General features: G+C 69.4%; 12 protein-coding genes. All 12 read left to right on the forward strand.

The genetic code is table 11. From position 1 onward, the window contains the following. Window positions 1-105: 105 nt before the first annotated feature. The 12 genes from ACIRP2_RS25690 to ACIRP2_RS25745 all read left to right on the forward strand — a co-directional run bounded on the left by ACIRP2_RS25690 (window position 106) and on the right by ACIRP2_RS25745 (window position 12,290). Complete coding sequence (locus ACIRP2_RS25690; protein ID WP_404254086.1) at window positions 106-1,365, forward strand: MFS transporter; 1,260 nt, start codon at window positions 106-108, stop codon at window positions 1,363-1,365. A 9-nt stretch (window positions 1,366-1,374) separates the two neighbouring features. Continuing rightward, a complete protein-coding gene (pafA, locus tag ACIRP2_RS25695; protein WP_351079195.1) occupies window positions 1,375-2,736 on the forward strand; it encodes a Pup--protein ligase in 1,362 nt (453 codons plus the stop codon). A 127-nt stretch (window positions 2,737-2,863) separates the two neighbouring features. Further along, window positions 2,864-3,817 (forward strand): FKBP-type peptidyl-prolyl cis-trans isomerase, encoded by a 954-nt coding sequence (locus ACIRP2_RS25700; RefSeq protein ID WP_404254088.1) that lies wholly within the window; start codon window positions 2,864-2,866, stop codon window positions 3,815-3,817. Window positions 3,818-3,860: 43 nt separating this feature from the next. Continuing rightward, entirely contained in the window at window positions 3,861-4,235 is a 375-nt protein-coding gene (locus ACIRP2_RS25705; RefSeq protein ID WP_351079199.1) for an FKBP-type peptidyl-prolyl cis-trans isomerase, read from the forward strand. A 113-nt stretch (window positions 4,236-4,348) separates the two neighbouring features. Further along, window positions 4,349-5,302 (forward strand): helix-turn-helix transcriptional regulator, encoded by a 954-nt coding sequence (locus ACIRP2_RS25710; protein WP_404254091.1) that lies wholly within the window; start codon window positions 4,349-4,351, stop codon window positions 5,300-5,302. A gap of 12 nt (window positions 5,303-5,314) precedes the next feature. Next, window positions 5,315-6,271: a helix-turn-helix transcriptional regulator gene (locus ACIRP2_RS25715; RefSeq protein ID WP_404254093.1), complete on the forward strand. Its 957-nt coding sequence runs from the start codon at window positions 5,315-5,317 to the stop codon at window positions 6,269-6,271. 28 nt (window positions 6,272-6,299) lie between these two features. Next, window positions 6,300-6,560: a hypothetical protein gene (locus tag ACIRP2_RS25720; protein WP_404254095.1), complete on the forward strand. Its 261-nt coding sequence runs from the start codon at window positions 6,300-6,302 to the stop codon at window positions 6,558-6,560. A gap of 62 nt (window positions 6,561-6,622) precedes the next feature. Continuing rightward, complete coding sequence (locus tag ACIRP2_RS25725; protein WP_351079209.1) at window positions 6,623-6,820, forward strand: hypothetical protein; 198 nt, start codon at window positions 6,623-6,625, stop codon at window positions 6,818-6,820. A gap of 358 nt (window positions 6,821-7,178) precedes the next feature. After that, entirely contained in the window at window positions 7,179-7,469 is a 291-nt protein-coding gene (gene tatA / locus ACIRP2_RS25730) for a Sec-independent protein translocase subunit TatA (protein ID WP_351079211.1), read from the forward strand. A gap of 65 nt (window positions 7,470-7,534) precedes the next feature. Beyond that, the gene (gene tatC, locus ACIRP2_RS25735) at window positions 7,535-8,485 is read left to right on the forward strand and encodes a twin-arginine translocase subunit TatC (RefSeq protein WP_404254098.1); all 951 of its coding nucleotides are present in this window, start codon (window positions 7,535-7,537) and stop codon (window positions 8,483-8,485) included. Between the two features lie 17 nt (window positions 8,486-8,502). Next, the gene (locus ACIRP2_RS25740; RefSeq protein ID WP_404254100.1) at window positions 8,503-9,411 is read left to right on the forward strand and encodes a diacylglycerol kinase; all 909 of its coding nucleotides are present in this window, start codon (window positions 8,503-8,505) and stop codon (window positions 9,409-9,411) included. 44 nt (window positions 9,412-9,455) lie between these two features. Then, window positions 9,456-12,290, forward strand: coding sequence for a DEAD/DEAH box helicase (locus tag ACIRP2_RS25745; protein ID WP_404254102.1), 2,835 nt, complete (start codon window positions 9,456-9,458; stop codon window positions 12,288-12,290). Window positions 12,291-12,340 lie beyond the last annotated feature (50 nt).

A 12,340-nucleotide genomic window follows, 5' to 3' on the forward strand; every position in this document is an offset into this window, starting at 1 on the left:
CGCCGTGCGGTGGACCTGCGGACTGGGCACATGGTACGTATGGACCTCGACGTTATACGTAAAACCCCAGGGGTGCCGGTGCGTGCCCGAAGGAGAGGGCGGGACATGGCCGCGGGATATCTGGACATCCTCCGGGCGCGGCATGCCGCCCGGCTGCTGGCGGGGACCCTGGTGGGGCGGCTGCCGAACGGCACCGCGCCGGTCGCGATCGTGCTGTTCACCCGTGCCGAGGGCGGCAGCTACACGCTCGCAGGCGCGCTCGCGGCCGTGTACGGGCTCGCCACCGCGGTCGGGCAGCCGCTGCTGGGCCGCGCGGTGGACCTGTACGGCCAGCCGCGCGTCCAGCTCCCGGCCTCCCTGGCGTCGGCGCTCGGCATGATCGTGCTGGCCCTGGTGGGCCTGGAATCGCTGCCCCTGGCCTACGGCGCGGTGATGGTGGCCGGCGTGTTCACCCCGCCGCTGGAGGGCGGTCTGCGGGCCTTGTGGCCGTCCGTCCTCGGCAGCGAGGACCGGGTGCACCGGGCGTACGCGATGGACGCCGTCGCCCAGGAGGTCATGTTCACCGTGGGTCCGCTGCTGGTGACGGTGCTCGTCTCCTTCTGGTCACCCGCCGCCGCTCTGCTCGTCATCAACGTGATCGGCGTCCTGGGGGCGCTCTCGGTCGTCCTCTCCGAACCCTCGCGCACCTGGCGTTCCGCGCCCCGCGAGGCGCACTGGCTGGGCGCGCTGCGCTCGCCGGGGCTGCTGGCGCTGCTCGGCTCGTTCTTCTTCGTCGGGCTCGCGCTCGGTTCCATCACCGTGGCCGGGGTGGCGTACGCCGACGACCACGGTCGGGAGTCGGTGTACGGCTGGCTGATGGCCGCGCTCGGACTGGGTGCGCTGATCGGTGGTGCGGTGTACGGGGCACGCCGGTGGGCCGGGGCGCCGGAACGCCGGCTGCGGGTCATCGTCGCGCTGCTGGCACTGGGCTATCTGCCGCTGACGCTGACCCCCGGAGTGGTCGCCATGACCGTCCTGGCGGCGGTCTCCGGAGTCTTTCTGGCGCCTGCGATCGCCTGCTCGTTCATCGTGGTCGACCGGCACGCTCCGCGGGGCACGGTGACCGAGGCGTTCTCGTGGCTGGTGACGACGTTCGGGGTGGGCGCGGCGGCGGGAACGGCCGTGGCGGGCCCGGCCGTCGAACTGGGCGGCACGACGTGGAGTTTCGCCGTCGCGGGGGCCGGTGGGGTGGCGGCACTGGTGGTTCTGCTGGCCACGGGAAGGTTCCTCGCAGTTCCCGGACATACGTCTGTTGCCGCACAGGGATCGGAAAATGATCGAAACGGTGCTGTCGAACCCGGTTTCAGCTCAGGCCATCAGGCGTAATGTTCAGTCATGGACCGCCGCATTTTCGGGCTGGAGAACGAGTACGGCGTCACGTGCACGTTCAGGGGACAGCGCCGACTGTCCCCTGATGAAGTGGCGCGCTACCTCTTCCGCCGTGTTGTGTCATGGGGCCGCAGCAGCAACGTCTTTCTGCGGAACGGCGCCCGCCTCTACCTCGACGTGGGATCGCATCCGGAATATGCAACCCCCGAATGCGACAACCTGACCGAATTGGTCACGCACGACAAGGCCGGCGAGCGCATTCTCGAAGGCCTGCTCGTCGATGCCGAACGCCGCCTGCACGAGGAGGGAATCGCGGGCGACGTCTATCTCTTCAAGAACAACACCGACTCGGCGGGAAACTCCTACGGCTGCCACGAGAACTATCTCGTGGCGCGGCACGGGGAATTCTCCCGGCTCGCGGACATCCTCATTCCCTTCCTCGTCACGAGGCAGCTGATCTGCGGCGCGGGCAAGGTGCTGCAGACACCGCGGGGCGCCGTCTACTGCGTCAGTCAGCGTGCCGAGCACATCTGGGAGGGCGTCAGCTCCGCCACGACGCGTTCCCGCCCGATCATCAACACGCGCGACGAACCGCACGCGGACGCGGAGCGGTACCGCCGCCTCCACGTCATCGTCGGTGACTCCAACATGTCCGAGACGACCATGCTGCTCAAGGTCGGGGCGACGGACCTGGTGCTCCGGATGATCGAGGCGGGCACCGTGATGCGGGATCTGACGCTGGAGAACCCGATCCGGGCGATCCGGGAGGTCAGCCACGACACCACGGGGCAGCGCAAGGTGCGTCTGGCCAGTGGCCGTGAGGCGTCCGCCATCGAGGTGCAGCGCGAGTACTACGAGAAGGCCGTCGACTTCGTCGACCGGCGCGGCATCCGTACCGGCACCGTCGCGCGGGTCCTGGAGCTGTGGGGCCGTACGCTCGACGCGATCGAGGCCGAGGATCTCGACCGGATCGAGACCGAGATCGACTGGGTCATGAAGTACAAGCTCATCGAGCGGTACCGGGCCAAGCACAACATGACCATGTCGCATCCGCGGGTCGCCCAGATAGACCTCGCCTACCACGACATCCATCGTCGTCGCGGGCTGTACTACCTGTTGGAGCGCAAGGGACAGGCCGCTCGCGTCTGCAACGACCTGAAGATCTTCGAGGGGAAGTCCGTGCCCCCGCAGACGACCAGGGCGCGGCTGCGCGGGGACTTCATCCGCCGGGCCCAGGAGCAGCGGCGGGACTTCACCGTCGACTGGGTCCATCTCAAGCTCAACGACCAGGCGCAGCGCACGGTGTTGTGCAAGGACCCGTTCCGTTCGGTGGACGACCGGGTGGAGAAGCTGATCGCGGGTATGTGAGCCGGTGACAGGTCGACCTCGGCCTGCGGCGCGACGCGGGCCCCGTGCGTTCCTCGTACGGGGCCCTGCGTACGCCCTAGAGTGTCGGGGACTCAACCAAACGTGCCGTCTGAGATCTGAGGAACAAGTGCGCCGACTTGCCGGCCTTCTCGTCGTCCCCCTGTTGCTGCTGGCAGCGGCCTGTGGCAACGAGAAGGGCTCCGCTTCAGCTTCCGCTTCTGCTTCCGCCGCGTCCGAGAACGGGTTCCCCGCCATCACCGCGGGCGCGAAGTTCGGCGAGAAGCCCACGCTGTCCAAAGGGACCGGAAACCCGCCCAAGGAGCTGAAGACCAGAGTCGTCAGCCAGGGTGACGGGGCCACGCTCAAGAACGGCGACGCGATCCAGGTCAACTACCTCGGGCAGGCCTGGGACTCCGACAAGCCGTTCGACAACAGCTTCGACCGCAAGCAGCCGTTCGATCTGACCCTCGGCGCCGGCATGGTCATCCAGGGCTGGGACAAGGGCCTCGTCGGCCAGAAGGTCGGCAGCCGGGTCGAGCTGGTCATTCCGCCGGACCTCGGCTACGGGGCGCAGGGCCAGGGCGACATCAAGCCGAACGCCACGCTCGTGTTCGTCGTCGACATTCTGAAGGCGACACAGATCCCGGCGTCCGCCAAGGGCACCGAGGTGGCCCAGGACAATGCCGACCTGCCGAAGGTCGGCACCAACACGGACGGCAAGGCCCCGAAGGTCACCATCCCCACCAAGACCGCCCCGCCGACGAAGCTCGTCTCCAATTACATCCTGGAGTCCAAGGGCGACGTCGTGAAGGACACCGACAGCGTCGTCGTGAACTACGTGGGTCTGCTGTGGAAGGACGGCAAGACGTTCGACAGCACCTACGCCACCGGCAAGACACAGACCTTCCCGCTCGCCCAGGTCACCCTCAAGGGGCTCAAGAACGGGCTCGTCGGCAAGAAGATCGGCAGCCGGGTGCTCCTCGTCATTCCGCCGGACCAGGGTTTCGGCGACAAGGCCCAGCAGACCATTCCGGCGAAGTCCACGCTGGTCTTCGCCGTGGACATCCTGGCGAAGATGTAAGACTGTCCCGGTTGCCCAGTTCATCATTAAGAGGAGCAAGTCAGTGAGCATCGAGAAGCCCGAGATCGACTTCCCGGGTGGCGAGCCGCCGGCCGACCTGGAGATCAAGGACATCTGGGAAGGCGACGGCGCGGTGGCCGAGGCGGGCGCCACCGTCTCCGTCCACTACGTGGGCGTGGCCTTCTCCACCGGCGAGGAGTTCGACGCGTCCTGGAACCGCGGCGCCCCGCTGCAGTTCCAGCTCGGTGCCGGCCAGGTCATCTCCGGCTGGGACAAGGGCGTGCAGGGCATGAAGGTCGGTGGCCGCCGCCAGCTGACCATCCCCGCGCACCTCGCGTACGGCGACCGCGGCGCCGGTGGCGGCCGTATCGCCCCCGGCGAGACGCTGATCTTCGTCTGCGACCTGGTCGCCGTCTGATCCGCGGCCATACGCAGCCAGGGCCCGTGCCGCAAGGCACGGGCCCTCGCTTTTGCCCGGACACCGCGTAGCGGTACGGTCGACGGTCGTAGAGCAAAACAGAAAGGGCGTCGATGGCGATTGCCAAGGCCGAGCGGCTGATGAACCTGGCCCTGTGCCTGCTGGGGACCCGGCGCCCGCTGAGCAAGCGCGAACTGCGCGGCTCCATCGAGGCCTATCTGGAAGCGGGTTCCGACGACGCCTTCAACCGGATGTTCGAGCGCGACAAGGACGACCTGCGCGAGCTCGGTCTGGTCATCGAGACCGTGGAGAGCCTGGACGGCGACACGGGCTATCTCGCCCGCCGCGACAGCAACCGGCTGCCCCCGATCACGCTGGACGCCGAGGAGGCCGCCGCGCTGGGACTGGCCGCCAAGGTCTGGCAGCAGGCGCGGCTGGCCGGTGCCGCCAGCGGTGCGCTGCAGAAGCTGCGGGCCGCGGGCATGCCGGAGGCCGAGGACGCCTACGAGGTGCACAGCGCCCTCGAACCCCGCATCCCCGTTCACGAGGCCGCGTTCGAGCCGTTGATGCTGGCCTGCCGGAACCGCCGCCCGGTGACCTTCGACTACCGCAAGGCCAACGCCGCCCGGCCCGAACAGCGCCAGGTCGAGCCGTGGACGCTGGAGTGCTGGCGCGGCCACTGGTACCTGGCCGGCTGGGACCGGGACCGCGGCGCCGAACGGGTCTTCCGCCTCTCCCGGATCACCGGCCGGGTCCGCTCCCGGGCCGGCACCTTCGTCGCCGAGGTGCCCGACGTCGTGACCGTCCGCGAGACGGTGGAGAGCTGGGCGGGGGAGACGGCGACCCGGACCGCGCTGATCAGGCTGCGGACCGGTGCCGGATACCCGCTGCGCTCGCGCGCCGTATCGGTCCGGGAACTCGGGGACGGGTGGGACGAGTTGGAGATTCCGTACGGGCACGGTCTGGACGCCTGGCTCGTCGAGTTCGGTCCGGACGTCGTCGTACGGGAACCCGCTGATCTGCGGGCCGATGTGGTGGACCGGCTGCGCGCCGTGGCCAAGGACTGAGGGGGCCCGATCATGGCCACGAACGCGATCGACCAGACCCGCCGGATGCTCTCCCTGGTGACCTATCTGCGCGAGCGCCCCGGTGCCCACGTCCAGGACGTCGCCCGCGCCTTCGGGATCAGCGAGGACGAACTGATCTCGGACCTCGATGTGCTGCCCATGTGCGGGACGAGCTTCCGCGGCGGGGACCTGCTGGACATCGACACCGACGGCGACCGGATCTGGTGGCACAACCCGGACGACGTCGCGGAGCCGCTGCGGCTCGCGGCCGACGAGGCGACGGCGCTCCTGGTCGCCGCCCGCGCCGTGGCCACGCTGCCGGGGCTGCGCGAGAGCGACCGGCAGGCGCTGCTGCGGGCCACCGCGAAGCTGGAGACCGCCGCCGGCGAGGTCGGAGCGGCGAGCTCACGGCTCTCGGTCACCTTCGAGTCCGAGGGCGGTGTCTTCGCCGACGTCGACCGGGCGATCTCCGAGCGGCGCCGGCTCTGGCTGCGCTACTACTCGCCCGCGCGCGACGAACTCACCGAGCGCGAGGTGGACCCGATCCGGCTGTTCGCCGTGGGGCACACGTACATGGAGGCCTGGTGCCGGTCCTCGGAGGACCGGCGTACGTTCCGGCTCGACCGGGTGGCCGAGATCCGGCTGCTGGACGAGCCGGCCGCACCGCCCGAGCTGGAACTGCGGGATCTGTCCGAAGGACTCGTCCAGCCGGCGGCCGAGGACCCGGAGGTCGTGGTCGAGGTGGGGCCCGGCGGGCGGTGGGTCGCCGAGTACTATCCGCACGACAGCGCCCAGGAACTGTCCGACGGAGGGCTGCGGATCACTCTGCGCACCCCCGACCCGGCCTCGCTGCGCAGACTCGCGCTGCGGCTCGGCGGAGAGGGCCGCATCGTCTCCCCGCCGGAACTGGCACAGAGTGCGCGGGGAGCGGCCCGTGCGGCGCTCGCCGCCTATGACGACCCGGCCTGAGCGGATACCTGAGGGAGATATGAGCAATATGCCTGTGGTGTCAGGCGTCCCGACCGTGGTGGTGCCCGAATCTGTGCGATTCAAGGCCTCATGCCCGGATTGTCGCGAACGGTTTGAACTGTCCGCCGGTGCCATCCGCCTCGCCGTGGGTGCCAGCCGCCGGACGACGTTCTACTCGTTCACCTGCCCGGCGTGCGGCACGGCCGTCCGCAAGCCCGCCGGGGAACGGATCGTCGAACTCCTCACCGTCGGCGGAGTACGGACGTTGCGTCTCCACACCAGCCTTTAGGCCGACCGGCGCACCGGTCGGCCTCGGAACTTCGGACACCTAGACACATTGAGGCTCTGCGCATGTTCTGGCCCATGCTCGCCATCGCCCTGGGGTTTCTCGGGATCGCCGTCCTCGGGGTGCTGGCCGTCAAGGTCTTCGTCGAGGCCCAGCGCCTGGGGCGTCAGGTGACCCGGACCACCCAGCGCATCAACCGGGCGGCCGAGGACCTCGAGCGGGCCGCGACGGATCTTGCCGCCACGGGTGAATCGCTGCGCTGAGGGCTGTCCGTGCCCTTGGCGCCCGCCAGGGGGCACGGACAGCCCCGGAGTCTCCCCTTCGGATGCTGCCGGGCTCGCGTGCCGGCGAACGCACCCGGATCCACCGACCCCACGTTCGTGTGAGGCCGTGAGCTGGGCCGATGGATCGGTGCGGGCGCGACCTCCTGTTTCCCGGGTTCGGGGGGTACGCTGCTGAACGCGGCCCTGAGAGCGAGGCATGGGCCGTAATCGCAAGGATGCATGGGTATTGCCCTGCGTTTACTCCTGCGGGATACGATCGCTGACAGTACGACGATCGGACGCCGTCCGACGTTCGGTCCGCCCCACCCCTGCTGCCTCGGTGAGAAGGTACACGCATATGTTCGGAAGGCTCGGCGCTCCCGAGATCATCCTGATCCTCGTCGTCATTGTTCTGCTGTTCGGCGCGAAGAAGCTTCCTGACATGGCTCGCTCGCTCGGCAAGTCGGCCCGCATCCTCAAGAGCGAGGCCAAGGCCATGAAGTCCGAGGGCAGCCCGTCGGCCACCCCGGCCGAGCCGGCGAACGACACCGCCCAGGACCAGGCGGCCCCGCGCACCATCAAGGCGGCGCCGGGTGACGTGACCAGCTCGCGTCCGGTCGCAGAGCCGACCGACTCCACCAAGCGCTGACAAGAAACGGGCCGACGCAGGCGCTCTGATCGGCAAGGGCCTGCTGCACGAGATGAGGACGTGGGTTGCTCAAGTCTGCCCGCAAGCAGGAGACGGACCCAGAGGGCCGCATGCCCCTGGTGGAGCACCTGCGTGAGCTGCGTAACCGCTTGGCCAAGGGACTGCTCGGGATCGTCGTCGTCACGATCGTGGCCGCGTTCTTCTACAAGGACATCATCGAGTTCTTCACCGACCCGGTGCTGAAGTCGGTCGGTTGCGAGTCCAGCTTCGCCGAGCTCGCCAAGAAGGAGGACGGTACGTGTGCCCGTATCGTCCTGAACGGCCTCCTCACCCCGTTCACCCTCGCCCTCAAGGTCTCCTTGATGGCAGGCATCGTCCTTGCCTCGCCTGTCTGGCTCTACCAGCTGTGGGCGTTCGTCGCGCCGGGACTGCACAAGCACGAGAAGAAGTATTCGCTCGCTTTCGTCGGCGCGGGCTTCCCGCTCTTCCTCGCCGGCGGATTCTTCGCGTACAAGACCCTGCCCACGATGGCGCGGGTGCTCCTGGACTTCTCGCCGGGCGGCGTCGACAACCAGTTGCCGCTGGATGAACTGCTCGATCTGATCACGCGCATGGTGGTGGTCTTCGGGCTCTCCTTCGAGCTGCCGCTGCTGCTCGTCATGCTGAACTTCGGCGGGATCATCACCGGCAAGCGGATGCTCGGCTGGTGGCGGGGCATGATCATGGGCATCACGGTCTTCGCCGCGGTGGCCACGCCCAGCACCGACCCGATGACCATGCTGATGCTCGCCGGACCGATCTGGTTGCTCTACTTCGTCGCCACGGCGATCTCGCTGCTCAACGACCGACGCAAGGCAGAGCGCGCGGCGTCGGGGCCCGCCGACGACGAGGCGTCGGAGCTGGACCTCACCCCCGAGGACATCGGTGAGATCGAACCGGTCTCGTCCGGCCGTTCATTGCCCGACCAGGCGAACTCGAACCACGACCGGGTCAACGGTTACGACGACATCACCTGACCTTGTAGGGTCCCCGGGTGACCAGCGAGATCACCCTCTTCGTCAATCCCACCGCAGGAAGCGGCCGGGGCGCGCGTGCCGCGCAGCCGGCCGCTTCCGCGTTGCGGGACGCCGGATTCTCCGTGCGCACGGTTCTCGGCGAGGACGCCGACGACGCGCTGCGACGGGCCCGTGAGGCCGTCGCCGGCGGGACCGGAGCACTGATAGCCGTGGGCGGGGACGGCATGATGTCCCTCGCCCTGCAGGCCGTTGCCGGGACGACGACGCCGCTCGGGGTCGTCGCCGTGGGGACCGGGAACGACTTCGCCCGCGCGCTCGGGATGCCGATACGGGATCCGGCCGCTGCCGGACGGCTGGCCGCGGAGGCGCTCAAGGGCGGTGCCGTCCGCGAGGTCGACCTCGGCAGGGTCGGTGAGCGGTGGTTCGGCTCCGTGCTCGCCTCCGGCTTCGACTCCCGGGTCAACGACCGGGGCAACCGGATGCGCTGGGTCGGCGGACGGTTCAAGTACGACCTCGCGATCCTCGCCGAACTCGCCGCGTTCAAGCCCATTCCGTACCGCATCAGGCTGGACGGCGGTCCGGTCCGGGAGATCGAGGCCGCACTCGTCGCCGTCGGCAACGGGACCACGTACGGCGGCGGCATGCGGATCTGCGCCGGGGCCGTCATGGACGACGGGCTCTTCGACGTGACCGTGGTCGGGGACTGCAGCCGCACCACCCTGCTCAAGGTCTTCCCCCGCGTCTACAAGGGCACGCACCTCGACCACCCCGAGGTCACCGTGCACCGGGTCTCCTCGATCGAGCTGGCGGCGGCCGGTGTCACCGCGTACGCGGACGGTGAACCGCTCGGGGCACTGCCGCTGACCGCGACCTGTGTGCCGGGCGCGGTGCGGGTGCTCGCACCGGGGTCCGCCCCCGGAATTTAAAGATCGCGTCACTGTCGGAGGCGGCGGGTAGGCTCGTAAGCAAGATGACAGAGGACCTCTCACCAGCTGAGCGATACCAGGCTTCTCGGATCCGCGCCGCCGAGCTGGCCACCGCACTCGCGCCCTTCCGCGAGCTGTACGAGTTCGATCTGGACCCCTACCAGATCGAGGCCTGCGAGGCGTTGGAGGCCGGCAAGGGGGTGCTCGTCGCCGCCCCCACCGGCTCGGGCAAGACGATCGTCGGCGAATTCGCGGTGCACCTCGCCCTCGAACAGGGCCGCAAGTGTTTCTACACCACCCCCATCAAGGCCCTGTCCAACCAGAAGTTCACCGATCTGGTCAAGCGCTACGGGCCCGACAAGGTCGGTCTGCTGACCGGGGACAACAGCGTCAACGGCGATGCCCCCGTGGTCGTGATGACCACCGAGGTGCTGCGGAACATGCTGTACGCGGGTTCGCAGGCGCTGCGCGGGCTCGGCTATGTGGTGATGGACGAGGTGCACTACCTCTCCGACCGGTTCCGGGGCGCCGTCTGGGAGGAAGTGATCATCCACCTCCCGGACTCCGTGACCCTGGTGTCGCTGTCGGCGACCGTGTCCAATGCCGAGGAGTTCGGCGACTGGCTCGACACGGTCCGCGGTGACACCCAGGTCATCGTCTCCGAGCACCGCCCCGTGCCGCTCTGGCAGCACGTGCTCGCGGGCCGCCGGATGTACGACCTCTTCGAGGAGGAGACCGATCACGGCGGCCGGGGCACGGGGCGCCGTGAGGTCAACCCCGACCTCGTGCGGCTCGTCCGGATGGAGAACCAGCGGGGATACAACCCGCGTGAACGCCGACGCGGCAAGATGGTCCGTGAGGCCGACCGTGAGCGCGAGCGGCGCCAGCGCAGCCGGATCTGGACCCCGGCCAGGCCCGAGGTCATCGACCGGCTGGACGCCGAGGGGCTGCTCCCCGCCATCACCTTCATCTTCAGCCGGGCCGGCTGCGAGGCCGCCGTGCAGCAGTGCCTGCACGCCGGACTGCGGCTCAACGACGAGGACAAGCGCCGCCTGGTCCGAGAGATAGTCGAGGAGCGGACCGCGTCCATCCCCGGCGAGGACCTCCACGTCCTGGGCTACTACGAATGGCTCGAAGGGCTGGAGCGGGGCATCGCCGCTCACCATGCGGGCATGCTGCCCACCTTCAAGGAAGTCGTCGAGGAGCTGTTCGTACGAGGTCTCGTCAAGGCCGTCTTCGCGACGGAGACCCTCGCCCTCGGCATCAACATGCCCGCGCGTTCGGTCGTCCTGGAGAAGCTCGTCAAGTGGAACGGCGAGCAGCACGCCGACATCACTCCCGGCGAGTACACGCAGCTGACCGGCCGGGCCGGCCGGCGCGGCATCGACGTCGAAGGCCATGCGGTGGTGCTCTGGCAGCGCGGCATGGACCCCGGGGCCCTGGCCGGACTCGCGGGCACGCGCACGTACCCGCTGCGCTCCAGCTTCCGGCCCTCGTACAACATGGCCGTCAATCTGGTGCATCAGTTCGGGCGGCACCGCTCGCGCGAGCTGCTGGAGACCTCCTTCGCGCAGTTCCAGGCCGACCGGTCGGTGGTCGGGATCTCCCGGCAGGTCCAGCGGAACGAAGAGGGGCTGGAGGGGTACCGGGAGGGCATGACCTGCCACCTCGGTGACTTCGAGGAGTACGCGCGACTGCGCCGCGACCTCAAGGAGCGGGAGAACGAGCTCGCCAAGCAGGGCGCGTCGCAGCGGCGGGCCGCCGCCGCGGCCTCCCTGGAGAAGCTCAAGCCCGGCGACGTCATCCACGTGCCCACCGGAAAGTTCGCCGGACTGGCGCTGGTCCTCGACCCGGGGCTCTCCGCGGGACGCACCAACGGGCACGGGCACCGCGGGCTCGAATACCACGACGGACCGCGGCCGTTGGTGCTGACCGCGGAGCGTCAGGTCAAGCGGCTCGCCTCGATCGACTTCCCCGTTCCGGTGACGGCCCTGGAGCGGATGCGGGTGCCGAAGTCGTTCAATCCGCGCTCACCGCAGTCACGCCGTGATCTCGCCTCCGCGCTGCGGACCAAGGCCGGGCACATAGCGCCCGAGCGGCACCGCAAGGGGCGCTCCGTCGCGGCCGACGACCGTGAGATCGCCCGCTACCGGGCGGAGTTGCGCGCACACCCCTGTCACGGCTGCGACGAGCGCGAGGACCATGCGCGATGGGCCGAGCGCTACCACCGGCTGCAGCGCGACACCAGGCAGCTGGAGCGGCGGATCGAAGGGCGGACGAACACGATCGCCCGCACCTTCGACCGGATCGTCGCGCTGCTCACCGAGCTCGACTACCTGCGCGGCAATGAGGTCACCGAGCACGGGCAGCGGCTCGCGCGGCTCTACGGCGAGCTGGACCTGCTGGCGAGCGAGTGCCTGCGGGCCGGGGTGTGGGAGGGCCTGAACCCCGCCGAACTCGCGGCGTGCGTCTCTGCGTTGGTGTACGAGGCGCGGCAGGCCGATGACGCGGTGGCGCCCAAGCTGCCGTCCGGGCCCGCGAGAACGGCGTTGGGCGAGATGGTCCGGATCTGGGGTCGGCTCGACGCCCTGGAGGAGGACTTCAAGATCAATCAGGCCGAGGGGGTCGGGCAGCGCGAACCCGATCTGGGGTTCGCCTGGGCCGTCCACATGTGGGCGTCGGGACGGACGCTGGACGAGGTGCTGGGCGAGGCGGACATGCCGGCCGGGGACTTCGTGCGGTGGTGCAAGCAGGTGATCGACGTGCTGGGGCAGATCGCGGCCGCGGCCCCGCGGGAGGGGAGTTCCGTGGCGCGGAGTGCGCGCAAGGCGGTGGACGCGGTGTTGCGGGGGGTCGTGGCCTACAGCTCCGTGGGGTGAGGGCGCGGTGTTGCGGGCGGAGCCGGACGCGGGGGTGAACCTGCGGCGGT

The sequence above is a fragment of the Streptomyces sp. NPDC101194 genome, assembly GCF_044767885.1.
GTDB lineage: Bacteria > Actinomycetota > Actinomycetes > Streptomycetales > Streptomycetaceae > Streptomyces.

What these genes read in the sequence shown, in the direction of transcription:
- ACIRP2_RS25690 (WP_404254086.1), top strand. Translation starts at nt 106, where the DNA reads ATGGCCGCGGGATATCTGGACATCCTCCGGGCGCGGCATGCCGCCCGG.
- pafA (WP_351079195.1), top strand. Translation starts at nt 1,375, where the DNA reads ATGGACCGCCGCATTTTCGGGCTGGAGAACGAGTACGGCGTCACGTGC.
- ACIRP2_RS25710 (WP_404254091.1), top strand. Translation starts at nt 4,349, where the DNA reads ATGGCGATTGCCAAGGCCGAGCGGCTGATGAACCTGGCCCTGTGCCTG.
- ACIRP2_RS25715 (WP_404254093.1), top strand. Translation starts at nt 5,315, where the DNA reads ATGGCCACGAACGCGATCGACCAGACCCGCCGGATGCTCTCCCTGGTG.
- ACIRP2_RS25720 (WP_404254095.1), top strand. Translation starts at nt 6,300, where the DNA reads ATGCCTGTGGTGTCAGGCGTCCCGACCGTGGTGGTGCCCGAATCTGTG.
- ACIRP2_RS25725 (WP_351079209.1), top strand. Translation starts at nt 6,623, where the DNA reads ATGTTCTGGCCCATGCTCGCCATCGCCCTGGGGTTTCTCGGGATCGCC.
- tatA (WP_351079211.1), top strand. Translation starts at nt 7,179, where the DNA reads ATGTTCGGAAGGCTCGGCGCTCCCGAGATCATCCTGATCCTCGTCGTC.
- ACIRP2_RS25745 (WP_404254102.1), top strand. Translation starts at nt 9,456, where the DNA reads ATGACAGAGGACCTCTCACCAGCTGAGCGATACCAGGCTTCTCGGATC.